The organism is Ktedonobacter racemifer DSM 44963, assembly GCF_000178855.1.
GTDB lineage: Bacteria > Chloroflexota > Ktedonobacteria > Ktedonobacterales > Ktedonobacteraceae > Ktedonobacter > Ktedonobacter racemifer.
On the sequence record NZ_ADVG01000004.1, the window covers coordinates 1,465,412 to 1,491,822 of the forward strand.

Annotated in this window: 22 protein-coding genes; 5 read left to right on the forward strand and 17 right to left on the reverse strand. The window is 55.3% G+C overall.

The features are described 5' to 3' along the window. The first annotated feature begins 64 nt into the window (after positions 1 to 64). Entirely contained in the window at positions 65 to 481 is a 417-nt protein-coding gene (locus KRAC_RS72895) for a hypothetical protein (RefSeq protein WP_157507992.1), read from the forward strand. Further along, on the forward strand, positions 468 to 1,262 hold the full coding sequence (locus KRAC_RS48070; protein WP_007919791.1) for an SMI1/KNR4 family protein: 795 nt from the start codon (positions 468 to 470) through the stop codon (positions 1,260 to 1,262). Before KRAC_RS72895 ends, KRAC_RS48070 begins: the two co-directional genes overlap by 14 nt. A 74-nt stretch (positions 1,263 to 1,336) precedes the next feature. On the opposite strand, the gene KRAC_RS48075 is transcribed toward KRAC_RS48070, so the two are convergent. The 17 genes from KRAC_RS48075 to KRAC_RS48155 all read right to left on the reverse strand — a co-directional run bounded on the left by KRAC_RS48075 (position 1,337) and on the right by KRAC_RS48155 (position 23,265). After that, positions 1,337 to 2,107, reverse strand: a complete 771-nt coding sequence (locus tag KRAC_RS48075) for an SDR family oxidoreductase (RefSeq protein WP_007919793.1) — start codon at positions 2,105 to 2,107, stop codon at positions 1,337 to 1,339. Between the two features lie 198 nt (positions 2,108 to 2,305). Beyond that, the gene (locus KRAC_RS48080; protein ID WP_007919795.1) at positions 2,306 to 4,078 is read right to left on the reverse strand and encodes an ABC transporter ATP-binding protein; all 1,773 of its coding nucleotides are present in this window, start codon (positions 4,076 to 4,078) and stop codon (positions 2,306 to 2,308) included. A 160-nt stretch (positions 4,079 to 4,238) separates the two neighbouring features. After that, positions 4,239 to 5,327 carry an energy-coupling factor transporter transmembrane component T family protein gene (locus tag KRAC_RS48085; RefSeq protein ID WP_007919797.1) on the reverse strand — a complete coding sequence of 363 codons (1,089 nt, stop codon included), beginning with the start codon at positions 5,325 to 5,327 and terminating at the stop codon, positions 4,239 to 4,241. A gap of 242 nt (positions 5,328 to 5,569) precedes the next feature. Continuing rightward, positions 5,570 to 6,187: a GTP cyclohydrolase I gene (folE, locus tag KRAC_RS48090; protein ID WP_007919799.1), complete on the reverse strand. Its 618-nt coding sequence runs from the start codon at positions 6,185 to 6,187 to the stop codon at positions 5,570 to 5,572. 72 nt (positions 6,188 to 6,259) lie between these two features. Further along, positions 6,260 to 7,003 (reverse strand): 7-carboxy-7-deazaguanine synthase QueE, encoded by a 744-nt coding sequence (queE, locus tag KRAC_RS48095; protein ID WP_007919801.1) that lies wholly within the window; start codon positions 7,001 to 7,003, stop codon positions 6,260 to 6,262. Further along, positions 7,000 to 7,605 (reverse strand): GIY-YIG nuclease family protein, encoded by a 606-nt coding sequence (locus KRAC_RS64030; RefSeq protein WP_007919803.1) that lies wholly within the window; start codon positions 7,603 to 7,605, stop codon positions 7,000 to 7,002. The genes queE and KRAC_RS64030 overlap by 4 nt, the downstream gene beginning before the upstream one ends. A 104-nt stretch (positions 7,606 to 7,709) precedes the next feature. Then, entirely contained in the window at positions 7,710 to 8,165 is a 456-nt protein-coding gene (locus tag KRAC_RS48105; RefSeq protein ID WP_007919805.1) for a 6-pyruvoyl trahydropterin synthase family protein, read from the reverse strand. A gap of 88 nt (positions 8,166 to 8,253) precedes the next feature. Further along, the gene (gene queC / locus KRAC_RS48110; protein WP_007919806.1) at positions 8,254 to 9,012 is read right to left on the reverse strand and encodes a 7-cyano-7-deazaguanine synthase QueC; all 759 of its coding nucleotides are present in this window, start codon (positions 9,010 to 9,012) and stop codon (positions 8,254 to 8,256) included. A gap of 15 nt (positions 9,013 to 9,027) precedes the next feature. Next, the gene (gene queF, locus KRAC_RS48115) at positions 9,028 to 9,471 is read right to left on the reverse strand and encodes a preQ(1) synthase (RefSeq protein WP_007919807.1); all 444 of its coding nucleotides are present in this window, start codon (positions 9,469 to 9,471) and stop codon (positions 9,028 to 9,030) included. Between the two features lie 659 nt (positions 9,472 to 10,130). Next, on the reverse strand, positions 10,131 to 10,577 hold the full coding sequence (locus tag KRAC_RS48120) for a hypothetical protein (protein WP_007919808.1): 447 nt from the start codon (positions 10,575 to 10,577) through the stop codon (positions 10,131 to 10,133). 122 nt (positions 10,578 to 10,699) lie between these two features. After that, on the reverse strand, positions 10,700 to 12,238 hold the full coding sequence (locus KRAC_RS48125; protein WP_007919809.1) for a zinc ribbon domain-containing protein: 1,539 nt from the start codon (positions 12,236 to 12,238) through the stop codon (positions 10,700 to 10,702). Between the two features lie 335 nt (positions 12,239 to 12,573). Next, entirely contained in the window at positions 12,574 to 13,533 is a 960-nt protein-coding gene (locus KRAC_RS48130) for a tetratricopeptide repeat protein (protein ID WP_007919810.1), read from the reverse strand. A 108-nt stretch (positions 13,534 to 13,641) separates the two neighbouring features. Further along, the gene (locus tag KRAC_RS48135) at positions 13,642 to 16,653 is read right to left on the reverse strand and encodes a winged helix-turn-helix domain-containing protein (RefSeq protein WP_007919811.1); all 3,012 of its coding nucleotides are present in this window, start codon (positions 16,651 to 16,653) and stop codon (positions 13,642 to 13,644) included. Positions 16,654 to 16,722: 69 nt separating this feature from the next. After that, positions 16,723 to 18,645 carry a PP2C family protein-serine/threonine phosphatase gene (locus tag KRAC_RS64035; protein WP_007919812.1) on the reverse strand — a complete coding sequence of 641 codons (1,923 nt, stop codon included), beginning with the start codon at positions 18,643 to 18,645 and terminating at the stop codon, positions 16,723 to 16,725. 52 nt (positions 18,646 to 18,697) lie between these two features. After that, positions 18,698 to 19,483: a hypothetical protein gene (locus KRAC_RS48145; protein WP_007919814.1), complete on the reverse strand. Its 786-nt coding sequence runs from the start codon at positions 19,481 to 19,483 to the stop codon at positions 18,698 to 18,700. A gap of 117 nt (positions 19,484 to 19,600) precedes the next feature. Next, positions 19,601 to 21,661 carry a hypothetical protein gene (locus KRAC_RS48150; RefSeq protein ID WP_007919817.1) on the reverse strand — a complete coding sequence of 687 codons (2,061 nt, stop codon included), beginning with the start codon at positions 21,659 to 21,661 and terminating at the stop codon, positions 19,601 to 19,603. Positions 21,662 to 21,696: 35 nt separating this feature from the next. Continuing rightward, positions 21,697 to 23,265 (reverse strand): DMT family transporter, encoded by a 1,569-nt coding sequence (locus KRAC_RS48155; protein ID WP_007919818.1) that lies wholly within the window; start codon positions 23,263 to 23,265, stop codon positions 21,697 to 21,699. A 565-nt stretch (positions 23,266 to 23,830) separates the two neighbouring features. Here KRAC_RS48155 and KRAC_RS48160 point away from each other — a divergent pair. Genes KRAC_RS48160 through KRAC_RS48170 form a run of 3 tightly spaced genes read left to right on the forward strand, consistent with a single transcriptional unit; the run spans position 23,831 to position 26,407 of the window. Next, positions 23,831 to 24,460, forward strand: a complete 630-nt coding sequence (locus tag KRAC_RS48160) for an RNA polymerase sigma factor (protein ID WP_007919820.1) — start codon at positions 23,831 to 23,833, stop codon at positions 24,458 to 24,460. Next, positions 24,424 to 25,626 (forward strand): HEAT repeat domain-containing protein, encoded by a 1,203-nt coding sequence (locus KRAC_RS48165; RefSeq protein ID WP_007919821.1) that lies wholly within the window; start codon positions 24,424 to 24,426, stop codon positions 25,624 to 25,626. Before KRAC_RS48160 ends, KRAC_RS48165 begins: the two co-directional genes overlap by 37 nt. A 40-nt stretch (positions 25,627 to 25,666) precedes the next feature. Next, the gene (locus KRAC_RS48170; RefSeq protein WP_007919822.1) at positions 25,667 to 26,407 is read left to right on the forward strand and encodes a hypothetical protein; all 741 of its coding nucleotides are present in this window, start codon (positions 25,667 to 25,669) and stop codon (positions 26,405 to 26,407) included. Positions 26,408 to 26,411: the final 4 nt, after the last annotated feature.

Consider the following 26,411-nt stretch of genomic DNA (forward strand, 5'->3'; position numbering starts at 1 on the left):
GTTCCTTTTTGGGCCAGGAACGGTACTTGGCATTCCTGGAATATTTAGAGTAGTTCAGCCCTGGATGCTGAAGCGTTATTTGTATCCCTCACTCTCTATCGATGAGGATGGCATCACAGCCCATTATGGGCGCCAGGCCATCACTATGCGCTGGCGGGATGTACGTTACTTTGGGCTGACGAGTAGCGCGATGTTTGAGAAGGCGCTCACGACAAATGGCGCCTTCAACCGCGAGGTTTATGAGCTCTGCGATGGCGAGAACATCATTTGTTGGCTCGCGGCTTCCTTCCTTGAACATGACAGCTTACTCCGTTCTGGTAGAGTCGCCTTTTCAGACCGGGATAGGCAGACCGAGCCGCTTGCCTCTCTCATCGTAGCGAAGACAGGTCTTCCCCTCTATGATTTGCGTCTACCCGCGCAAAAGCGCGCCCGCGAACGCGCGATGAAGCTGGCAATGCGAGGTAGATATGGTCAGCGATAACGAAAAGAATCACACTCAATATGCCGACCTCCTGGCTCGTATTCGCGCTCACTGTGAGGAGGCAATCTGGGCTGTGCTGGACTATCAGTCGCGTATATGGCGTGCGAAAGATACCAGTGATCTCAAGGTATCTGCTGGCAGAAAAAGAAATGGTTATGAAAGCTGGCGGATTAACACTACATATATCCTTCTTACCAACACCCTTAGCCAGACAGAAGATCCAAATTTGGCCTTTCCTCCCGCGACCCAGCAGCAGATCATGGAGACCGAGCAGAAGCTAGGTTTTTCACTGCCGCCGCTGCTCCGGCTGCTCTACACTGAGGTCGCCAATGGGGGCTTTGGTCCAGGCTATGGTATCCTGGGCGCGGAAGGCGGCTATGGGGGAATTGATAACACTCCTGGGAGTGTGGCTCACAGGTATCGCTTTGAAATAACTTTCGCTAATGCCTTTATTCACATAGACCAGGGTGGATGGAAAGCCTTAACACCTGAGGAGCGTCAGGTGCTCTGGGATGATGGCATTGGATCAAGAGAACTCTGGGAGGCTGAAGAGCTTGCCGGTTTGGAGGAGGAAGAGGTGGAAAATCCCGTGCTTATGGGCTCTCCCTGGCCCAGCGAACTCCTACCAATTTGCCAATGGGGGTGCAATATTACCACGTATATGAATGTGGCTACTGGCCAGATATTTCAGGGTATGCGAGGCGCGGACCTTCTGGTCGCGGCCTCGCTCGAAGAGTGGCTTGAGCGCTGGTTGGTTGGCGAGCAACTCCAATTTTTGTAAATAGAGCATAGAGGCGTGGATTTTGGACACGCATCCGAAATCCATGCCTCTATTCTTGATAATGAGAAGGTGGGCTATAGCGCGCCAGTGTTGCGCATGAGGCCGCCGTCGATGACGAAGGTGGAGCCGGTGACGTATTCGGCGGCGCCGGAGGCCAGGTAGAGCGCGAGGTGCGCGACCTCCTCGGGCTGGCCCATGCGATGCAGGGGAATCTCGTCGATCAGGGCCTTGTATTTGTTGGGATCAGACTTTACGTCGGCGTCGATGGGTGTGTCGATGGCGCCTGGCGCGATGTTGTTGACGGTAATGTTGTGCTTGGCTAGCTCCAGGCAGATGGTGCGCATCATCATGCGCATCCCGCCCTTGGCGCAGCAGTAGGGGACGTTCTCGGGCATGGGCAAATCCTCGTGCACCGATGAGATGTTGATGATCTGGCCTCGTGTATTCTGTTTAACCATCTCGCGCGCCGCCGCCTGGGCGCAGAAGAAAGCCCCCTTGAGGTTGGTATCGACGACGCGGTCAAACTGCTCTTCCGTGACATCCAGGAAGGGGCTGTGAATCTCCATGCCCGCGTTATTGACCAGGATATCCAGGCGCCCAAACTGCTCTGAGGCGCGCTGCGCCAGCCCCTGGGCCTGCTGGTACTGTGAGATATCCGCCTGTTGTACAAAGCAGGTTCCGCCCTGCTGCTCGATCATGCTCCTGACTTCATTGGCTTTCTGCTCATTATGCGCGTAGTTAACTACGACGGAGGCGCCCTCCCGAGCAAATAAGAGCGCGATGGCCCTCCCAATGCCGCTATCGGCGCCCGTGACAAGCGCGACCCTTCGCTCAAGTAATCCCATGCTTTTCTGTATCCTTTCTCGCGAGAATATTCTGCTATAAAAGATGTTCAATGCCGTGATTGTCCACCTACAACACGTATGGCGAACAAGAGTGGATACGCCAATTTAAAGATCTGTGTGGCACGACGACGCTGCTAAACGCACGCGTCTTCATATAATGGCGCGTTTGCCTCGTACCATTATATGAAGGCGCGTGCTTTAGCAGCGCGGTTGGAGAGCCAGTAGGGTGACTACCTGCTCGACGGTGATAAAGTTGGGCAGGCGCGAGTCGCGCTGTTGCAGACGTGTGGAGAGCATGGCCGAGATTGGGGCGCGCAGGCCTGTGGTTTGCAGGGCCTCCTCTTCGCTGAAAAGCTGGAGCGGAGTGCCGCTAAAGACGACCTGCCCATCGCGGAAGGAAACTACGTGCTGGCAATGCTCCGCCACTAGCGTCATATCGTGCGTGATGATCAGAATAGTCTTTCCTTGCTGCTGGAGGGCGCGCAGTAGTTGCATGATGCTGTTGACAGAGCGGTAATCCTGGCCTGTGGTTGGCTCGTCGACGATGAGGATATCAGGTCCCATGGCGAGCACGGCGGCGACGGCCAGGCGCTGGCGCTGCCCCTTGCTCAGGAAGAGCGGGTCCTCGTCGGCGTAATCGACCAGGTCTACGGCCTCCAGTGTCTCGCGCACTCTGGTCTTACGCTCCTCAGCCGAGAGGCCCAGGTTCTTCAGACCATATTCGATCTCATCGCTCACTTTGCGACAGAAGAGCTGGTGATCAGGATTCTGGAAGACATAGCCGACATAGGAGGGGAGACGTTTACGCATACGTTTATTTGCCAGGTCTTGCCCAAGGACCTGCACGCGTCCCGAGCTGGCGCGATAGATGCCCGCCAGGATCTTGGCGAAGGTTGTCTTTCCGCTCCCATTGGGACCCAGCAGGGCCAACATCTCGCCGTGCCTCAAGCTCAGGTCGATGCCTTTGAGTGCGATGGTGCCATCCTCGTAGCTATACCCCACCTGCTCGGCACAGACAACTGGCTCGCCTGGCTCCTCCTCAACCACGCCAGGCGCAGAACTATGGGCATCGCCGGACGTTAAGAGGGGGGCGAAGGCCTCTTCCGCCTCGTCAAGCGTGAGCGGGGGACGACCCTGGAAGGTACAACCGCTCTCCCAGGAGATGCGTGTCAGCTCACCAACTGAGGCCCCGTAACGCTCCAGAATGTCCTGGCGCGCGTAAAACTCTCCTGGCGAGGCGACCAGCTCTATGCGCCCACCATGGAGCAGGGCGATGCGGTCGCAGAAGGCGCTCAAAATCTCGGGGTCCTGCTCTACCAGGATCACGGTTATCTTGTAGTCATGGCGTAAACGAGCGATGGTTTTGATGACCTCGCGTTTGCCCACGGGATCGAGATCGCTGGTTGGCTCATCGAGGATCAAGATCTGGGGGCGCATGGCGAGGAAGGCGGCGATGGCTATGCGCTGTTTCTGCCCGCCCGAGAGGTCGGCGGGATGGGTATAGAACGCGCCATGCCAGAGTCGCTCCAGGCCAACCCATGCCAGGGCCTCGTGGGCGCGCTGGAGTATCTCTTCCCTGGGTATATCCTGAATTTGCAAGCCGATGCCCAGCTCATGCAGCAGGCTCATGCGCAGGAACTGGTTCTCGGGGTCCTGCATGATCATACCCACCTTGTGGCTGGTGGCGGTCTTCGAGGTAATAGGCTCGCCGAGTAGTTCAAGGCTGCCGCGAAAATGCGAGCGTAGCTGCTCAGTGCTCAGGCGTGCGCTATAGGGAAGAATGCCCATCAGCATACGGCAGAGCGTGGTTTTTCCTGCGCCGCTGGGACCCGTAATGCCGAAGCACTCTCCCGGCTCAATTTGGAGCGCGATATCGCGCAGCGTCCAGGGGCGCGTCTTCTCGCCGGGCTTGCCCTCACCATAGTCTGGATATCGCCACCACAGGCCAGATACGGAGACCGCGCTCGTCATGTGTATCTTCTCTCTTTCCATGCATATCATCGAAATGCGACTTCTCGCCACTACGTGGCTCGTTGGGTAAGGGTGTGTGGGAGCGGCATGGCTCCGCCACGCCGCTCCCACACACCCTTACCCCATTTGTAGCACCGCAGGTGCTGAAAAGGTTGTCTCCTCAAACGAGTATCGCTGGCCAGAGGAGGGCTGTCAGGTTAAAATGGGTGCCTAAGGAGAGGTAGAACAGGAGCAGGCAGAGAACGATGGCGCTCCAATCCATCACACTCCAGGGCTGGGTCTCATAGAAATCGTTGGTCACCTGGTTGATGCGGTAGCCGCGCGCCATGAGGGCGTCGCCAATCTCGCCTGAGCGGCGGATCATGACTGCGATCAAGGGTACCGAGATGCTTGCAAGATCGCTGAGCTGGCGCAGGAAGCTGCGCGGGCGCGCGTTGATGGCGCGGGCCAGTTGCGCCTGGTGAATGGTCTGGTAGTCGACCAGGGCCAGGTCGAGCGCGCGAAAGACGGTACTGATAAAGAAGATCACAGGTTGTGGTACGCGCAACTGGCGCAGGGCGCCAATCAACTCCGCATCGCGGCTGGAGACCACGAGCGCGATGGTCGAGAAGATCAGTCCAGAGTAGCCAATGACCTTCGTCAGCGCGATCAGCAGGCCATGATCGCTGACCAGGAGGGTCAGGGGATGGAAGAAAGGGACCTGCGCGAAGGTCCAGGCGGACAGCGGCAGGAAGTGTGAGCCAATAAAGGTGAAGAGGGCCGCCAGCACCAGGCCCAATATGACCTTGCGTGTCCAGAGGAAATAGCCCAGCGTCAGTCCCAGCCAGAGCAGGAACCAGGTCGAGATGCCCAGGTCGAGATGCCCGCTATACACTGGCGCTTCTAACAGCGTAACACGCCCTAACACCGGATTAAAGACAATCCAGGTTGAGAAGAGGCTGATCAGCGTGGGAATGGTCAGCAGGACGTAGATGCGAGCCACGCGGCTATGCATGCCGCTCCCCAGGAACATCGCCAGCGAGAGTAGGCTCAGCAGCGCCGCCGCCAGCGGATCAGGCCTGGCCACATCAATCGCTCGTAACTGGACAATTGAGATACAAATCACGAGCAGGAAGCGTACCAGCAGATGAAAGCGAGCGAACGGGGCATTGACGCGCCGTGAGAAGATAAAAGAGCGCACATAGCGTCGCCCCGGAGGCACATCCATAAATATGGGGAGCGGTGTGCGCAGGCCCTTGCTGCCCTTCACAATAAGCCTCCTTCAGCATTTTTAAACACATGTATCTATAGCATCTAGTATAGCTGATTTATGCTGAAACTTCATGGTATAGTACCGGGTTGTTCGTTTAGAGGCTCGCAAGCTCGCCTCGGGGTAAAGGGTGTCTGGGGGCGGGCTGGCGGAGCCAGCCCGCCCCCAGACACCCTTTACCCCCTTTGCGCCGCAGGCGCGATGGGGCAAGAATGAGGGGCCTGGGGAAACGCCCCAGATTTTTACTCAATCAGGCGTAAGAATTCCAGGCGGGCCTCGCTCTCGCTACGGAAGACGCCGCGCATCACCGAAGAGGTCATCACGCCGGGTGTGCGGATGCCACGCGCTGTCATACACATATGCTCACCCTTCAGTACCACGGCCACATCTGGCGAGCCTGTGATGCGCGTAATCTCGTCGGCGATCTCATGACCGATGCGCTCTTGTAGCTGGAGCTTGTGTGCGAACTGGTGCGCGATGCGCGCGAATTTGGAGAGACCCAGGACCTTGTCGCCCGCGATATAACCAATGGCCACATCGCACCAGAAGGGCATCAAGTGGTGCTCACACATCGAGAAGACGCGCATGCCCGAGACGCAGACCATCTGGTCGGTCGAGGCTGATGAGAAGCAAGTCTCGGTCGAACCTGGATCATATTCCACAAACTCGCGCCAGGAGTCGGCCCAGCGGCGTGGCGTGTCCAACAATCCCTCACGGTCCGGGTCCTCGCCAATCGCGATCAGCAGTTCGCGCCCCAGCTCAAGCAGCCTGGGATAATCGACCTTCTTCTGCCCGGCGGTCAGCAGCGATTCTAAAGAGGCATGGCCGTTCAACTGCCCTTTGTTCATATGTGTTGTCATTCTTGCTTCCCTCACTCGAAACAAAACACATCCTGTTTCTGCGGAACCGCGTACGCGGTTCCGCAGAAACTTCTATACCCCGCGCTTGTTGCCCCAGAGGAGGGTGTGCAGCTGCGGCAGGATCGTGACCTCGTACCACTGGTCCTCGACGACGCGCTGGATCAGCCAGTCCATGCGGCTGAGAATACCGTTGATATCGATCTCATTCGCCAGGTGCGGCGGCGTATGATTGCCCGCTTGCAGGTAGAGCGGGATATCGGAGTAGCGCTCGGCCACGTGTTTGGCGTACTGGTAGTCCTCTTCGTCGAAGATGACGATCTTCAGGCAGATGGCTGGCTGCTTGCCGTTATGACCTGTGCGTGCATAGGCGATACAGCGGTCCAGGCGCTCCCAGTTCGTGGGCTGGGGATTCTGCATCCCGGGGGCCTTGGGCGAGAGGGTCAGGTAGTCTAGTTTAGCGAACCAGGGCTGGGCGATGCTGCCCTGGGTCTCGATGGCGAAGGTGTAACCCTCGGTATGCCCCAGGTCGAGTAGCTCCTCCAGTGGCTGCATGGCGGGATTTCCGCCGGAGAGCGTCACCAGGATGGGCCGGTTGTGGGCGAGCTCGCGTACCTGGGCGAAGACCTCCTGTGTCGTCATCTGTTGCCACTCGCCGCGATGCTCCGGCAGGACGGCGTAGAGGGTGTCGCAGCGCTGGCAGCGGTAATCGCAGCCACCTGTACGCACGAAGACAGTTGGTTTGCCAATCAACGCGCCCTCTCCCTGGATAGTGCACCCAAATAGCTCTGAAATCTGGATATGATCTTTCGCGCTCATGTAACATGCCTCCAAGTAACGTGTAGAATAATATCATGAATTGTTGACATAGATACCCCGTATTCATCCGCTAATGACTGATAAGTCACTCCTCCGTTGCGTCCCTCTTTTCTCCCTTTACCATTAAATGTATGTTGACCATATTTTCTCCTTATCTCATGAACATCATTTTCGGTTAATTTTGCAAGATGGTTATCGACACCTCTATGTACAGGTGAAGCATTACCTATTCCGCATTTTCCCTTTAGGAATAGGCTTTTTCTTTTTCGATACTCCTCCGACTCAGGACCTCTTTTGAAGCCACGAGATGAGCGTGCAGTAGGGCAACGGTTGTAGCCTTTATCGGGATTGATACATCCCGTGTAATCTATCCAAAATTGTTCTCTTAGATCTAGCTCACTCGTTAGCTCCAAGATTTCAAAGACGAAAGCTTCTTCTCCATACTTTGTCCAAGCATACTGTAAATGCTCATTTTTATGCCGACCTAAACGTAGATCCTTCTTATGCCTGTGCCAACGCTTACTAATGTTACTGGCACTCCCAATATAAACTTTTCCAGATATAAGGTGTCTAATAGCATAAATCCCGGGCTTCTCTGTCATCTGTTGTACGACCTTTCTCCTGATGAGAAAAGTATACTTATTAATGCAAATCACTGTATTTATGCTATTAGGCGACTTGTGATACTAACCTAATCTACAAGAATCTACTCCAGGCCGCGCTCAGCGCGGGTAATTTCGGCATAGCCCTTGGCGGTCTCCCACAGGCGCACACGGTAGAGCAGCTCCTCGCGCACGCCGCCGCTCACCAGGGCGTCCCAGATCCAGTGGACCAGGTTCTCGGCGGTAGTGCGGATACCCGTGAGCGCGTTGAGGTCATTGTGATCCATGCCACCCTTCTCAACTGGTATGGCTTCGGGCCCGCGTGGCACAGAGTCAGATAGACTCTCGATAATGCAGTGGTTGACGATCTCTTTCAGATCCTCGAAATCCATCACCATGCCATCGCTCGACTCGCCAGGTGCTTCGATAATGGGTCCGCGCAGAGAGACCTCCAGGCGATAGGAATGCCCATGTGGACGCCGGCATTTCCCCCGGTGATTGGGCAGGTGATGCGAGGCCTCAAAATTGAACTCGCGCGTCACGATAGCGTATCTTGGCATAGGTCCCTCCTTACGGGAAACACTGGGTGCAGCGTGGGTGCACCTCCCTGGCTGTCTGAGTGCCCCAATACTGTGCGTGTCTGCGAGATTAAGCGCGCTGGCCAGGGATATTCAGGAATAACTCGGGATCATTGGCGTACTGCGTTGGATCTTCCACGCCGGCATGTTTAAAGGCCTCATAGCGCTCGACGCAGGTGCCGCAGTGGCCGCAGTGTTTATCGCCAAAGCCCTCGCTACCGCCCTCGTAGCAGCTCCAGGTCAGCTCAAAGGGGACATCCAGGCTGGCACCGAAGCGGGCGATCTGGGCCTTAGAGAAGCGCATAAAGGGAACCTCGACCGTGACCTGGTCCGAGTCCATGGCGCGATTGAGCATGGTGTTAAACGCGTCGACGAACTCCTGGCGGCAATCGGGATACTGAGCATAGTCGCCATAGTGCGCGGCGAAGGCCACGACACGCGCGTTCTCGTTCCAGGCCACGGTGGCCGCCTGTAAGAGCATGTTCGGATTGCGGTAGGGGACGACCGTTGCCTTCATGCTGTCATCGGTATAGTGCCCGTGCGGCATGCTCTGATCGGGGTTGAGCAGGGCCGAGCCAGAATTAGGTGAGAGGTGTGCGATGGGCAGCGCCACCACCTGGTGCTGGATCTCCAGGTTGCTATAGCGCTCGCGCAGCGCGCTGATATAGCGCTCGGCATAGGTTAACTCTTTGACATGCTTCTGGCCATAATTAAAGGAGAGAAGGTGCAGGTCGAAGCCTGCCGCGGCATAGTAATGGGACAGCACGCAGCTATCCATGCCGCCGCTTACGATCAAAACTGCGCTCTCTCCGCGCCTCTTCGTGGTCATAGGAATGCTCCTCACTTAGACATACTGTTGATAACGGCGATACTCGGGTCGGGGACCATTATAACCCGACTCCTCGTGCTCGGCAAAGATGATAGTCTTGATGTTGCCACGAACGGTAAAATCGCCAACCACGCGCATCCAGCGGGGTGAGAGCAGCGTCACCAGGTCATTGAGAATCTCGTTGGCGGACGCCTCATGGCTGATCTGGCGCTCGCGATAGCTATTGATATACAGCTTAAGGCTCTTCAGCTCCACGACAGAGGGACCGGGAACATAGTCAATAATGATCGTCGCGAAGTCCGGGAAGCCAGAGCGTGGACAGAGACAGGTAAACTCGGGAATCTCAAAATGCACTACATACTTGCTCTCTGGATAGGCATTAGGCCACGGCTCCAGGCGGTTCGATTTGATCTCATCGAAGCCATAGCGTCCAGGGACGCGCTGCTGTTCATTCTCCATCTTGTCTTATCTCCTTTATATGCTAATCTCTCTTATTCCTACTTGCCTAATGCGCCAAACCGTAAAGTCTAAATAAGGGAGGGGATACCTACAGAACGCCAGAGTAATCTGTGGGCTCTGTGACGACCGTGACGTTACATATAAGAGGTGGAAACTCAAAACCCTCTACGCTGTAGGTATCACTGGCAGAGCCTGGAGGACCCTGTTCGCTATCCCTCACAAAAGATACCATGGAAAGCTGGTCCATAAAGGTCTTTTTTCCGTGACGACAGGCCACACTGCAAGCTAATTTTTCAGCGGCTGCATGTGCTTTTGGGGCGGACGTCCAAGAAAAGCACGAAGTCTATGAACGTGAGAACGCCATGATGTAGAAAGGCTTCTGACCACGCACCGCTTCCCCTATACCTGCCTGTATGCAAAGATCAGCATCCCCTGATACAACACCCTCAACCCAACCAACCACTCACTGATAAATGCCGAAAAGTATTATAACATGTTGTGGCCCACCTGTGAGCTACAACATGCTGATATCATGACGCCTCAGCACCTGCGGTGCATCGTATAAGGGTAAAGGGGTATCCGTGGAAAACGGCATTGCCGTTTTCCACGGATACCCCTTTACCCTTGGCGAGCCACGTAGTGGCGAGAGGTCTTACAGCTTACCTGGAGGCTAGCTGTATATAGAGGTGGCGGCAGAAGCTGAGGACGAGATAGGATGCCACGCTGGCCATGAGGAGAAAGGCCAGGCTTAGAATGGGTGTGACAAAGGGATGGCTAAATTGGGAGAGAACGCCAAGCACATAGCCGCCCAGCAGCAGCAGATAGGCGCAGGCCGCCAGGAGAAAGGCCAGCATGGCGGGGCGGGAAAACCAGGAGCTAAAGGGGGCGTTGCCAACCGCGCGCAGGCCGCGCGCGAATAAATATTCCAGGAGGGTAAGGAGACCAGTAAAGCCGAAGACGAAGATAGAAATCGTGATCCAGGGGGTGACGACATTGTTGCTAAAACCTATGACAAATAAAATATCGGCGGCGATCATCGCGCCAAACAATGCCAGAGCCAGATACATCCGAATACGCTTACGAAGCAGGCTCTTCTCGTAATTCATGGGAAGTCCTTCTACGCTACATTCCGCGCGACTGTATAGACGGTGACACTCCGCGTCGGCTAAAGCCGAGCGGCTTCTGACACTGTGCCGTAGTCGGATTCGTGAGATATGTGGCGTAGCCACTACTCAAAGTGAATCCGTAGTTGGGACACAATATCTGAGAGGGGCGCGCCCATCCGGCGCCTTCCTCTCTGGGCGGTGCCATGCCCGTTGGCATGATCTCCACGCCTTGCCGCAGGGAGAGATGGTCCCATCTGGCGTTTGGCATCCTGGGAGATCCCAACACCTGAGCCTTTCGGCTCCCTCTTCGCACGTCGCGTCAGAGCACGAGGCTTTTCCTTCAAAGGTGCTTGCGTACGCTCGATCAAGCGCTGCCCGACTCTCAGGCTGGCATTTCTGTCGGCATGGTCGCGCATCTGGCACTGTGGGCAGAAGCAGAGGGCGGCGCCGGGAGTATAGCCCTCCTGGGGTTGTCCCTGGTTGTAGCGCACGACCAGGCCATGACAACGATGGCATTTCCGGCTCGTATTGCGCGGATTCACACGGCAGGTGATGATACCGCCTCCATTCCACGCCTTGTACTTTGCGTTTGCGTAGCGGAACATGCGGCCCTTCATCCAGTAGGCCCGTTTCGTATTGCCCCGACGCGAATACTTGCCCTGCTCTGGTCGCAGGTTGCCTAGATGCTCGAAGACGAGAATACTCGCCTCGTGCTTGGTAGCGAACTGGACAATGCGGCTGCTCACCAGGTGCGCGATCTGTTCGTCAACGTGCCTGATTTTGGCCCAGAGGTCGGCATTGTCCTGTTCGTTCTCGGCAATGATGCCAGTCTGAGATCGGTTACACGCAATACGTCCAAGCAGTTTCTTCCTACAGCCCGATACCGCTGTGCCATTTCCAATGAAGGAAGTAGCCAGGATGGTGCCGTCAACGGTCTGGACGCTGCACACAGCTACATGATGATCGAGATTGAGGTCCACCGCGCAGAGACGTGTCTGGGCGGCGGTGAGTTGCTCTCTGACTTTTGCGGGCGCCTCGAATGTCTTTTCGAGAGGGGTATGCAACCACCAGCGATCTCCCTTGCGGACGAGTTGCGGACTGCCCATCAGATTACCATCAGGGAGATCGCGACCGAGCGTGTGTAGTTTGAGCCAGGACCAGCACGAGCCGGTCCAGACTTTGAGCATGATAGAACGGGTACAACGCTCGCGCCAAAGGCTTGCGTAGAAGGGAGCCGACTTCTTCCATGATCGGGGCGGGACTGGTGGCCGCACCCTGAACGGCCTCCTCTTGCCCTTCTTCGTTTGTTTGGCTTCATGTTTCTCCTTACGTGCTCGCCATGTTTTGAGAGAGGAGAAGAAGGAGCGAGCCGAGCCGAGCGCGGCATTGATAGCAGCGCGTCGGAACAGAGCAGGGATATCTGGCGCGAGATCGGTGAGTGGCATGATTGGATTGGGGTTGGACTCCGTTGTATGCGTGAGTTTCTCCAGGGCCGTGAGGGCCTCCTTATTGTTGAGGGCAAGAAGACCTTCGTGTGCCTGGATGACTTCAAAATAAAAGGCCACAACCAGATTGAAGAGGGACTGGTTTGCCGCGAAGTAGGCAGCATACTGCGGTGGATAGTGTAATGCCTGCCTGATGGTTTTCGTGGCTTTTGCCATGTTCAGTACCTCCTCGCGCAAAATATATGGTATCTCTCTTAGAGAGTACCAGACTGATTTGAAATCGTCAAACATCCGTTCTATATAGTGCTATATTTTACAAGGGCTCAAGCCCAATAACACGCCTGACCACGGTCTAAAGAATCGTGGCTTGCGGCGGGCTCAAGCCCTCTCCTGTCATGTATTATCTCAGAATATTACCATATTTCTCTTTCTGATAAAAGCTTCTTCTCATGCGGTTTTAAAAGGGTGTGATGGATAGGCTGTGCGACGCGGGCATTCGCCCGCGTCGCACAGCCTATCCATCACACCCTCAGTGTCGCCGAGCGCTAAGGCTAGGCTTGTTTAAGCATCTCTAGCTTCTCATTGACCACTGCGATGGCAAAGGCAATGTTGAGTTGGCGCGCAAGGCTGGCTGCCTCCTCAAAACGGGCGCGGGCCTCGTCGCGTTTTCCTTGCTTGTAGGCGATGTCGCCATGTACGACTTGCGCATAGACCAGGTAGTTTTGGAGGTTCATCTCCCAGGCAAGCTGTTGGGCTTGCTGGCAATACTCTAATGCCTGCTCCAGGTCGCCCCGTTCGACATAGACGTCGCTGACTAACAATTGAGCCGGAGGCAAGCCTCTTTTGAAGCCTATCTCCTCACGAAGAGCCAGGGACTTCAATGCGTAACCCAGGCTCTGTTCCAGGTCTATAGACATGTAGAGGCCCGCCAGATGACGCGTGGCCTCAGAGGCTCCCCAGGCATTGCTAGAGTTTTCTGCAAGCTTCAGAGCGCGCTGGTAATATTCCTGAGCCTGTATATCTTGATGATGGCGTTCATAGGTCAGGCCAGTGTAGAAGAGGGACTCGGCCAGGTGATACGTATCGTTAAGCTGCTCATAGCGGGTCGATGCTTGCTCGAAGTAGCTACGTGCTTCGAGATAATCACTCTCACCTGTTTGCAGGTTATGGTAATACAGTGTTTGACCGATGAGATAGAGCGCGGTGGCGATCCCAGGCTCATCTTGCCTGGCCTCTGCTAGCTGCCGCGCCTGCTGTGCTAGCGAGCTCATGCGCTCTTCCTCGCGATTGGTCAGGAAGTAGTAATGTATCATGAATTGTCCGTCTTTTAGCAGGAAGTTTAGTTTATCCTCCTGAGACACTTCTTGTAACGAGAGCATACGCTCGCCAGCCTGGAAAAGCTGCAAAGCCTCGTCAATGCTACCCTGGAAGTAATATGCATTGGCGATCTCGCTCGTGGCTTTGAGAGAGGTAGCGTAGCGCTCGGAGATAGCTTCTGTAGATAGCGACATAGTAGGAACCTCATTTCTCATATTTGTGTTCGATCTACTTCCATAGGATAGTGTCTGAAGAGCTGAAGTACATCACCTGAAAGGAGGATTGGGCGTGGAGGATTGCCATCAGAGCAGATGCAGAGTACGAGCTTGAGCGATGGCCTGTGTGCGATTATGTGTTCCTAGCTTGCCATAGATGTTTTTCAAGTGAGTCTTGACTGTATTGAGGCCAATAATGAGCGTTTCAGCAATTTCCGCGTTCGAGTGGCCGCTAGCGAGGAGGTGCAGAACCTCCTGTTCGCGCTGGCTTAATTGCTCGGTAAGGGAGATAACGTTTTCCTGAACAGGTTGAGGTGCATGAGTGCCGTGGAAGGCTGAGAGCAGGCGATTGAGATAGCCAAGGGAGCAAGACTGTGCTGCCGAGGTGCTTTGTTGGTAGGACTGGCGCAATCGTTTAAGAAGGGATGCTATCTGTGGCCCTTCGTCAATAAAAGTTCGCATATATCTCTGCGGTTCCGCAAGACTGAGTGCCTCTTCCAGGGATGCTAATGCCCGATCAGGTCTTTCTTGCCGATCATAGGCGCGAGCCATGCTCAGGAGAAGGGATAATTTGAGGCCAGGCCGCCTGGTTTGCTCTGATCTAGCTTGTAGCCGGTGCAAGAGGTGTAGTGCGAGATCCGGTTTATGGAGCTCAATAAAAGCCTGGGCTAGCTGGTGATAGTCATACTCGTAGAAACCATCTAGCTCCGAATCAAGGTCCAATTCGCACTCCTGGGCCCAATCCAGGAGGGGTACTGTGTCACCCTGGAGATAGCTCAAGCGTGGGCGGATCAACTTTAACCAGGCGATGCCACGCGTGAAGTTTGTCTGGCGAGCAAGGCGTTCGGCTTCGACAAAGAGCGACCAGACTTGCTCATGTTTGCCGCATGCTAGCGTCGTATATATCAGTCCAACATAGCCTAGCAGCCAGATCTTTACATCGCCGCCGCGCTGACCTAATGTAATTCCTTTGCGCAAATAATGTTCGGCAGCTTCAAGATCATTCCATTCATAGAACAGTTCTCCCAGGCCAACATAGAGGAAACCTACGGGTGGCAAATGTTCCTGGCGTGTCTGTAATGCGTATTCAAGACCATCCTCATAGAGCTTACGAGCCAGGTGCAGCCTGCCTTGATCCCTGTAAAGCATCGCCAGGGAGCGGAACGCCAACATGGTTGCGCGTAGATTGCCACATTGCTTGCTATGTTCAATCGCTTCACGATAAGCATTTTCGGCTACCTGCGTCTCACCCAGCACTTCACTCGCAGTGCCCAGGCTCAGGACAGCTTCGCCGCGCGCTGAATGGTCGTCCTTCGAGAGCCAGCCCAGGGCCTGGCGGGCGAGAGTAACGCCATCTTCTATGCGATTCTGATAGATCGCCACGCGTGCTCGAATAGCGGCAATCTCTCCCCGGAGTAAGCGACGCTCGTTTTCCTCCAGGCAAGTATTACCAGGGCCATGTTCAGCAGCATGGAGATAGCGCTCTATGGAACCAGTATGCGAGGTATGCAGGAGCGTCCAGGCCGCAAAGATGCAGAGATGTGGGCGATCACAAATGACCTCTTCCGGCAGGGCGCGCAGCCACGTTCCTAGCATAATGATCTCGTGCCTCAAGAGCACATCCTGCCCCTGTTTCTCTATGAGTTGTGCCGCAAGGGCGAAATCCTGGCCTTGTAAGGCATATGTGATGGCCTCGGCCAGCATATCATTTTGCGCATGCCAGTGAGCCGCCCGACCATAAAGCATTGGAATTTGCGCTGGATAGGTCTGTTCCAGGCGATTACGCAGGAAGTCCGTGAAAAGCTGGTGATAGCGATACCAGAGATGATGCTTGTCGAGAGGAGAGAGAAAGAGATTTTCATGCTCCAGTTGTCGCAGGAGATCCTGGCTCTGTTTTTGTAAGGTTACTGTATCGCACAGCTCTCCATGGAAGCGCTCCAGAATCGAGGTATGTAAAAGAAAATCACACATCTGCGCGGATTGATGAGACAGGACTTCACTGGCGAGATATTCGAAGATTGCTTGAGAATCTCTCTGAGGAGGGGCCTGCGCATATGTCCTCCTATGTCCAGCGCGCAAGGCCTGGGCTGCCAGGGTCAGGCCAGTCGCCCAGCCCTCCATGCGCTCTAGCAGCCTGGAGAAATTTTCGTCAGGCAGGAAGTCGCCGATAAGTGCCTCCAGTAACTCCCTGGTTTCCTGGGGGGTAAAACGAAGATCAGCAAAGTCGAACTCAGCTAGCACTCCACGTGCGCGCAGGCGAGCTACAGGAAGCGGTGGAAGAAAGCGACTGGCCACAACCATGCGCAATTGTTCAGGCATATGCTCTAACAGGAAGGCCACACTTTTATGTATTGGCTGACTGGTCAGTAGATGATAGTCATCTAAGACAAGCACGATTTCGTTGGGTAAAGTCGCCAGAGCGTTTATCAGGAGGACCAGAAATGGCTCCAGAGTATCAGTCTGTAATGTGGGTAGAAGCGTAAGCAGGTGATTGGCAAAGCCAGGGAAATGTTTTTGTAGAGCAGTGAGTAAGTAGCCCCAGAAACGGCCTGGATCATTGTCGCTCTCATCTAGTGAGACCCAGGTCACTGGCAAAGATGATTCGTATAGCCATGAAGAAAGCAGTGTTGTCTTGCCGGAACCGGCGGGTCCAGTCACCAGGAGCAGTTTACAGAAGGCATACTCGTGTAATAACGCCGTGAGCCGTGGACGTGCAATAATTGTGGGGGAGAGTGCAGGGGGAGTTATTTTTGTTGTGAGTAGCATTTGCTGGGCGAGGGAACTCGCATTTTGTCTGGAAAACGTTGGTACTGTGTTCAGTGTGTTGGCGATTTCCGTGAGACGCGAGAGGGTTAGCTCCTCGCTTTTGCCCAGGTAGGCGTTTCGCAGCGAGCCATGCTGACGACGATAGGCATACCAATACCAACCTACAGCCCTCTGTTCCTTACGCGCAGTAAAGTTACCATTCGGCGATGTGAATCTGAAAACGCGGTGCTCCTTAAGCCAGACAAACCAGGCTGGCGAGTCAATGGATATCGCCTGTGTATCATCATGTGTATTGAGTAACCCCTGTTGAACTCTCGCCGTCATGCGGGCCATAGATGCTCACCCCTGAAGTCGCACAAAGTTACACAAAACATAGCATGACGCTGAGCATGAGTCAAGATGCTATTCTTCCGCAAGCAGGCAGGCTATGACGACGCTGATGTTGTCGTGGCCGCCGTGGGCCAGGGCTGCCTGGATGAGTAGGGAGCTGGCGCGCGAGGCATGGGGGCTTGCGCCAGAGAGGATGCGCTCAATCTCGGGATCGCGCACCATCTCCCAGAGTCCGTCTGAGCAGAGGAGCAGTATGTCATGCTCTTGTAGCTCGACTTTGAAGTAGTCAAACTCGACCGAGGCGTGCTCGCCCAGGCAGCGATAGATCTGGTTGCGCTTGGGGTGAGTATACACTTCGTGTGGCTCTAGCAGCCCTTTCTCGACCAGGCGCGCTACGACCGAGTGGTCGCGGGTAATCTGTGTCAGGCCCTCCGAGGGACGATAGCGATAGGTGCGGCTATCGCCGACGTTGATAACATGGGCCATGGTGCCGACGACCAGGGCCGTGGTAAGAGTAGTGCCCATCATATGTTCTTTCTGGCGATTGCGCTGGTAGAGCGTGAGATTGGCGCGATGCGTCGCGTCTTTGATGATGCCGCCGAAGGACTCCTCAAGCTCCGCCTCGCGCAGCAAAGTTGGCGAGACGATATCACTGATAATCTGGATGGCCAGGCGACTGGCCTCCTGCCCATCGGCGTGGCCTCCCATGCCATCCGCGACGACAAAGAGTCCCACGGGTTCGGGACCAGACGATCCTGGGCGAATGCCCTGCATGGCAAAGATGTTATCCTCGTTGGGCGCGTCTTTGCGTACGAGGCCAGGGTCCAGACCCATGCCTACGCTCAGGCGATACTGTGGCTCACTGCTGGCCTCTTGGGGAAGCATCTCATCTTCGACGTATTCTTCCTCCTCCTCCTCAGCCTGGACAGGGCGTGTGTCATACTCCTCGATGTCGTCTGAGATTGGCGCGATACTGGCCTGGCTGATATTGTTTACTGTGCCAGCGACACGTGCACGCTGGCGCGTGGCCAGCTCTATTGGCGCTGCCTGCTGTGCGCGCACTGACTGTGGCGTGCCATTGACGGCCTGGGGCAGGGGCGCATGCTTCTCTATACCTGTGGCGAACTGGAAGCCGTACCCGGTATAGGATTGCCCTGAAGGTGACGCTGATGACCCGGATGGGATCGCTGGATAGGCTGTGTCTGGCCATTCTGGCACTGGCGTTTCTGCTGGGGCCTGCCTGGCTACCGGGCGCGCGGGGATGATAGCAGGTGTGGAGGAACCAAAGGCCTGCGCTGGCGCGCGGCGTGGCTCTTCTAGCTCCTCCCACGTGGCTGAGGTTCTAGCAGCTCGGTTGGCGACCTGGGCGCGTGCCGAACGTAGTCCCTCGCGCTGAGGCACATCAACCTCCTGCGTGGGCGCCAGGGGCGAGACAGGTTGCGAGGCGCGCAAACGTAGCCCTATAGAGGCTGGCTGAGGCTCCTCCTCTTCGTACACATCATCTTCTATGTCCTCATACATATTATTGGCGGTGAGGCGAGCTGCTTGCGTTATATAGGGCCTGCGCGAGGTACGCGGCATGGTGGGGGCTGCTGCGCGCTCTGGCTGTGTGTACTCATTATCCAGCACATCTTCAAGGAGTTCCTCAGACAGGGCATCAGCCTCGGCCAGCTCGCGGGCGAAGCGCTGTTCTTCATAACGCTCACGCCACTGGTGAAAGAGTAGGCGTAGTGTCACTGTGAGCAATATCATCCACAGGATGAGGAGCGAGAGCGAGAGCAGGAGCAGGCCTGTAAAGGGGATCAGCATGGCTGGTCCCTGGGCCCGCCACAGCTCGGAGAGGCGTGGCAAAAGCGAGGCCAGGAAGCGCCAGGCCCAGGGAGGGAAGCCCCCAGACAGCGTGTAAAGCAGGACGGCACAGAGCAGTAAGCAGCCATAGACCACTACCCGCACCGCCACCTGAGTTTGATAGAGTTGTTTTAGTTCTTGCTGCATAGGTCCGCTCTTTCTCGCGCTCGTGGCGCTTGCTGTTGAAATTTTCTATCACTCACACTGTGCCAGTCGCGGCACTGGCCGTGAAGGACGTTATTTTGACCAGCGTACCTGGCTGGATGAGCACACGTACGCCCGCCTGCCCTTTGTTGAGCGAGGCATCTTTGATCGTTGCCTGCCAGGTGGCTGGTTCGGGCGTGTTAGTCTGCCAGGCACGAGTCATAAGCTGGCTGCCAAGAGCGCGGAAGCGGAGTGCGTAGCTCGCACCGCTCTGAGCGGCGAAGGGCACACTGACCAATTGCTGATTGACTCCAGCGACCCGGCGCATAATGATCAGGTGATTGCCATCGATATAGGCCTTGTACCAGTTATTGACGTTACGCCAGCGCAGGACCGAGCCAAAGTTATTCTGGCCCGTGAATTTGTTCAGTGAGCCATTGATCAGCAGGTCAACGTTGTCGCTGGCAGGCCCCAGCACCGCGTTAAATGTGCCGTTACCATCGGTGATGGAGCCAGCCGTATTCTGGACTGAGAAGATCGCCAGCGCATTAGCGTCGGCCGTCCAGGTATGGCCATCGCTGGCCTGGCCCCAGAAGGGCTGGTTCTGGCGTTGAAAGGTATCCTGGGCCAGTACATTTATTTTTGGCGTGGTCGGTTTGCCTGTGGGCGTCATGGGCTTCTGTGCCACTACCGTAGGCTTGCCCACTGGCCCGTCGTGAAACATGCGCTGCATGTCCGGGAGGGTAAGCGAGCGCTGAATTGTATTCGCGAAGACGCCCGCCGTTAAGCCGAGGAGCATCAGCACTAGTAAGAGTGTTATGGCGATGACACGCCTTGTCATGATTGGCCTTCCTTCTGACTGTGAAATCTCATGCCTGTGGCGCTCGCTCTGGTAGGTGGTGCGGTGCGGGTTGGTAGCTTACGGCTACCAACCCGCACCGCACCACCTACCAGGCATTTATGCCTTGGCGTGGAGAATATCTTGAATCATCTGGATCGATTGTGGGCTGGGGTGGTAGGGCGAGACCTGGAAGGTGGAGATGGATTGCATGTGGTCGTGAATCCAATTCGCCCCGTGCAGTGTCTGCCCTGTGTTGGCGTCGGTCTGTCCGATGTAGGCGTTGTTGGCATTGACGATCATGTCGTTGATGAGCGAGAGCGTCGAGGGCTGGCGTAACTGGTTGTCGTTCATCTGCATGATCTTCTTGCCGTCGCTACGCACCTGGTTGAGCCAGCGATTGACGTTGCTCAGAGCATTGACGATATCGGTCGCGTTCTGGCGCAGAGAGGTCGGTGCGTCCGGCGCCTGCAAGAGTCCGTTCAGGTGCTTCATGACATGCGAGAGGTAGCAGGGTGGCTCCTGGTCGGGTCCGTTGACCTGGATCAGACCTATCTGGGCCAGCCGGCCATCGACGAGCGCAGGTGTGCCAGGTGGAAGGTCTAGCCCAACAAAGGATGCACCATCGAGATAGGCCAGCGTGCGGGCTGTCCCGCGCCGTACATAGTTAATGTCTTTGTTCGCCTCCCAGGGATCGCGCATGCTCGTGGTCCACTCCACCAGCTTAGCCGTGTTGCGGTAGAACCAGGTGTTCAGCCCGCCGGGAAGGTTCAGCTTCTCCAGCGTGGGGTCGCTGGCCAGCAGGTGCCGCAGGTGATCAAGGTAGCTAAAATGGTTGGTGTTATCGGGCTCGTTAATTGGGGCCTGCGAGACCTCGCCATAGTAGCGCCAGGCGTTATAATCGGGCGTGGGCGAGATGGGGGTGACCGAGGCGCTCTCCTCAGTCACCAGGAAGCGGCTCGTTCTAAGCAGCAGGTTGCTGTGCTGAGGGTCGCCTCCATAGAAGAGGTGTGCCTTGCCATTACTCACGTTTAGGCGTCCCAGCAGGATAGTGTGCGCCTCGCTCTGGCTCTTATCTCCCAGCAGCCAGGCATAGTAGGCCTTGCCGCTGGCGGGTGAGTTTAATTGTTGGAGGTCGATAGTTACCTGGTCGGAGATGCCCTGGCTGCTATTCTCGCTGATCTGGTTGCTGCTGGCATATGAGACGTCGCCGACGATAGATGGCATAGTGCCAGCCGTCGTGGTACTTGTCGGCCACTGGTGATAGAAGACCAGGAAGTAGCTCAGGCCCGCGACCGAGAGCGCGATGATGGCCACGATAGCCACAAATTTGGCGAAATTATTCCTGGGTGCCCGTGGCGCTGGAGCCAGTGGCTCCTTGCGTGGTGGGGGCTGTGTCTTTTCGACGAGCATACCCGTGCTCGCTCTTTGTGTGACTCCGTTCCGGCGCATAGGTGGAGCATTGCGCTCTAGTATGAGAGGTTCTGGGAGAGGTTCCAGTTCTGACTTCTCGTCTTGAAGTGCCTGGGTGTATGGATCAAACCTCTCTAGCGCAGGGTTATGCCTCAGCCGCTCGCGTGGTAGGGAGGGCTGTGGACTCGCGGTTGGTCGCTTCTCCACACGTGGAGGCACATCCATCTGTGAGATGGGAGGCATATGGCCTGTCGTGCGCTCGCGTGCATCAAGTGGCTGTCCACCCGCGGACAACTCCATTACCGGCTCGCTCTCGCTGGCTGTATGAAGGGGTTGGCTGATTGATCCGCGTGGTCCCGTACTGCGTAGATCGGCTTTGAGTGTGTGCAGGGAGGCCGTGGGACTAAGCGGGGCGGTAATGCGTTGTGGGCTCGTTTGCCCTGTATGGGTGCGCTGACGTGAGAGCTGGCCCATGGCCAGGGCGTTCGCCAGGTTATCTACAGAGGGATAGACAGGGAAGCCAAAACGTGTCGCCAGCTGTGTTATATGCGCACTATTAGGAATGACAAAGATCACGGGTATATCGAGCTGGCGCTTGATATGCTTAAGCGCCGAGAAGTCATCTGGTCGTTGGAAGAGGCGTCCCTGCTCCGCCAGCATGATGACTATTGGCTTGCGCAGCTCGCTCAAGGCCTGACTCAGGGTGGCTCTATTGTCGGCGGCCTCCAGGTAGAGTACGCAGAAGTCGCCTGTATCACTTCGTTTCATTCGTTCCTCCCGCTACTGGCGTACGCGGCTACTGTTTATCGGTCGAGGCGGTCGTACGCGGGTAGCTCTTCGCCGAAGATGGCGTCGGCGTGCAGGCCCGAGAGATCGACCGTCTGGCGGCGCAGGCGAGCTTTATTGGCTAGCCCGGCGGAGGCCCGGGCCTCCTGGTGATGCTGGTGAAGCAGGCGCTTGCGTTCGCGCTGCCTTGGGCGCCAGTAGATGCTGGCGGGAGTTGTGCCGGGCTGGTGACGCGCGTGCTCGTCCCAGGTCTCCAGGGTGTAGGCTACGGTGGGGGCTTGCTCCATTGGTACATCCTCGACCTCAAATGACCTTGCCAGGACATCCATGTCAGATACCTCCTGTGTATTAGCTTCATGCTCACGTGGGATAGTGGAAGGGATAGATCTTGCAGCTGTAGGCGTATTGAAGAGCCGGATCAGCCGACGTAAGCTAAGCATGCTCAGTCCCGCGACCGCGATCCAGGCGAGGAGCCAGCAGAGCGCTTGCCCTATGACCAGGGCCAGCATTGAGCCATGCCCATGCGCGACAATGGTTTGGTACTCCGGCCACACCTGGGCCAACAGAATCCAGGCCGCGGGCGGGAAGCCACCCAGGCGCAGCAGGGCAAAGGCGCCAGCGATCACACCCAGAACGGGCAGGATCAAGCCGCCATCACTGCCTCGCCAGGTCTGCATCAGGCGATCGCCAAAGAGTGCCATGCTCCGCTTTCCCTGTGTTGCTGGCCGCTCCGCCGAACCCCAGGTATTGATTAAGGCACCGGCCACGATCAGGGCCCCACCGAGGTAGCCATCCAGGGGGAGAACCTCGTGCAGGTAGTAGTTGGCGAAGGCCGCGCCCAGCACCGGCTCCAGGATATAGATGAAAGAGACCGTTATTGGCGAGATGTAGTTCTGCAAACGTACCGTAATCAGCGTAGGGAGGCAGGTCGTGCCGAAGGCAATATAGAGCACGCTCCACAGATCATTAGGAAGCAGTGGATGCACATCCTGCCAGTTACCAAAGAGCAGAGCGATGAAATTGCCCCAGATGGCCATTGTTAGCAACTGAATGCCGAAGAGAGGAAGATAGGCCTTGCCGCGCTGCTCATGGTCTGCCAGGAAGACATAGAATGTGCAGAAGAGGCCCCCGATAAAGGCGATCAGCGCACCGCGCAGGCCGCCGATGGGTGAATTCAAGATGAGCAGAAGCGCGCCACAGGCCGAGACCAGCCCGGCGAACCATGTCGCCTTATGCAGGGGCTGGCGCATAAAGAGCCAGACGCAGATCGCCGCCAGGAAGCCATTGAGCGAGGGGAAGAAGGCCGTGCTCGTCGCGCTATTGTATTTCAACGCCACCGAGAGCGTAAACAGGCCGATACAGATGCAGCTTCCCAGCAATACTCCACTCTTTATCACCTCGCGATTAATCTCGTGCCAGGAATAGATAATAATACACAGGGCCAGGGGTAGGAGGGCTAGCATCACAAAGAAGGTAAACACAATCGGATCAATGCGCCCCAGCGACCCCTTCGAGACCGCGTAGTAGGTGCCATAGAGAAAGGTATTGAGGAAGAACGCGCCACAGGCCAGTAACTTCATGCGCATACGGTAGACTCCCTTCAAGCAGCTCATGACATTCTAGGGAGAAGTATAGCTGTTTAAGAGCGCATAGAAGGCCTTTTTTGCGGTTTTTTGGCACTGTGTACTCACCGAAGGCAACCAGGAGGGGATGATAATTTGTGACCTGCCTCGTCAAATATTTGGATGTGGTACCGCGTAATTCAGAGAAGATATGACACTGTATGGTTCGCAGAAGAGAAGGAGAGTATGCCAGTCTGGCTGGTAAACAATAACTGCAAGCATCTCGGCAGGTAGATGCCAGCGATCCCCATGATTTACCAGCCAACAGGCACACGTCACCAGAAGTAGTAGAGAGATACATGTCTTGTAACATGAAAATTTGTTTCTGCTATTTATTATACTCATAAATCTTGTATCGACAAATTTAAAGAAGTGTCTTCCTGAGCAGCCCCAGCTTGCTCTAACTACAGTGTTATTCTACACTTTGCACCCAATTTATGCTTTACCAACTACATTTTTTGCAACTTTAGAGCCATTTTTGGGTTTCTATAAGTTAGGAGCTTAGATTCCCTCTATGAAAGGTTGAATTATGGAGTGTAGCCAGCAGGATGTATTGGCTCTGCTCGCCACTGATATCCACCAGGCGTTTCCGCTACTTGTAGAGTGCTATGGGCATTGCCTTTACACTTTTGCATATCGCTTAGTGGGAAGTCAGGCCGATGCTGAAGATATTGTTCAGGAAGCTTTTGTGCGTGCTTATATCGCACTGGTAACATACCCTCAAGAGCGCCTTCAGGCGTTGAAGCTTCAGCCCTGGCTTTATAAGGTCACACTCAATGAGTTTCATCGGCATACCCGTAGGACACATTTCCATATTGTCTCCATGGATCCTTCAGAGGAGGAGAGCCAGGTACTAGAAATCGAGGATACAACGGTAACGAGCCCCGAAATACACGTTGAACAGCGAGAACAAGCCCAGGAGTTGGAGCGTCAGATTATTGCCCTGCCTGAGCGGTATCGTGTTCCTGTGCTGTGTTTCTATTTCGAGCACCTTAGCTATCAAGATATCGCTGATCTGCTCAACCAGCCACTTGGAACGGTAAAGTCGCATATTTCCCGTGGACTGCGTCTTTTGCGCGCACAAATGGCAGTGCGATTACCTGCCGGGAAGGAGGATAAAACATGGAACAGCAGCATCCCCAAAAGCCGCAAGGCCTAAATGCCGCTCAGGAGAGCATGCATCAAGCTCCTGATACACTTCTTGCTACCATACTCGGTCGTGTTGACCACTTACATGCGCATCAGAAACAGGCATCGGAAGACGAGTTGTTGCGCGCAACTCATGCTGATAGTTGGGACATCCGTGCGATCTCTCTGCATGCACTGGGCGAGCGTAAAAACTATTCTTCCCTTGATCCTTTCCTGGAGGCATTACACGACGAGGACATATCTGTGCGTATCACTGCTGTTCAAGCTTTTGCTCGTTCCCGTACGCATATCCCTTTGGAGCAATGGCTTCTCGCATTACGTGATCACGATTGGCAGGTTCGTGAACGGGCAGTTATGGCTCTTGCTGACTGCTCATCATTCGCGGAGGAAACAAGGCATTCGCTTCTCCTGGCAGCCTTACAAGATTCACATGAGGCTGTACGCAAAGTCGCTCAGGAGGCAATGCATCGATTTGGGGATGTTTCCTCATCAGATACGAAACAGCATATTCATTCTCAAGAGAAAAGAGCACATTATCAGCGTTTTGTACAGAGCATAACCCATAGCTGGTTGGTTCTGACACGACAATTTCAGGTGCTCAAAAGTTACTGGGTGGCGTGCTTTATTGTTCAGGTCCTGAGTTATAGCATTGTCGTGTTTACGATCTGGCAACAGCGTAACGTGCATAACATAGCCTTTATCCTGACACTGGTGACTACTCTCTCATCGGCAATGGGTATTGCCTTTACCTCGAATGCGAGGTTAGATGCCGGGCTGGAAATTACCCTTTCCACTCCCACCTCGTTACGCCTGATCACCTTCTGCCGTTTTCTGATCGTTATCGGTTCACATTTGCTGCTTTCTCTGTTTGCGTCAATGATAGTTGCTCAGATATACGCACAAGGATTGTGGAGTCTGGTGCAGTTTTGGCTCGGCCCGATGCTCTTCGCTTCTTCGCTAACGCTGGCTTCAGCGCTGCTGATTGGCTCATGGCTCTCTTTTCTGTTCACTTTTTTCCTGGAGTTGCTACCGATTGGCTCCGATGGGCAGGTCTTTCTGCTTCATTGGCAGAATAGTTCAGCTTTGCCAGTCTGGTTGGCACTCGTATGCCTGCTCTTTACCTTCCTGTACTTACCAAAGCAAAGCCGTCTCTTACATAACGCCAGAGAAATGTAGCGGCCCGTTGTGTATTCGACTTTGAAGAGAAAGGGAATCTATGTCGTTAGATCGTCTTGGTTACGAGATCAAGCTGCGCTGGACGACCTTGATCCTGACACCACTGCTCATTATGGCAGGTATTGGCCTTGTTGCCGTGCTGCTTCGCGTTATGCATAAAGGTCCGATGCTTCTGCTTCTCACGTCATTTGAAATGTTTCTCCCACTGGCAGCGGGGGTCATCGTGGGGAGCACACTGGCTCAGGAGCCAGCGCTAGAGCTCCAACTCACTATGCCAAGAAAATATCATCATACAGGGCTACTGCGTGTAGGGCTCATCTTCACTTGGAGCGCGCTGATTGCTCTACTTTTCATCAGCGGTTTGGGACTAGCTGGCGCCTTTGAGCAACCCCCTTTTACACGTAGCTGGCCATTTCTCTTACAGTTCCTGCTGCTACAGCTCGTCTGGTTGGCGCCCTTGCTCTGGTTTATCGCTGTGGGTTTTTGCCTTTCGCTCCTGACAAATAGCCGCACTGCTACAGGCGCATTGCTTGGCGTCATCTGGATGATCGATTTCGCCTCGACAGGCTTCATTCTGGAGACGGGCTGGTTACGACCAATACTGCTCTTTCCAACCTTTACCGCATATCAGTACATCACGACCATCACGCCTGCTGCCTGGCAGGACGAGTGGCTGGTTCCGCGCTTTGAGGTGCTTGCCACTGCAATTGTTCTCTTACCACTCGGTTGGCTCTTGTCGCACAACACAGAGCGTCTTTTACAGGGATCAACTGAAGAATAGAAGG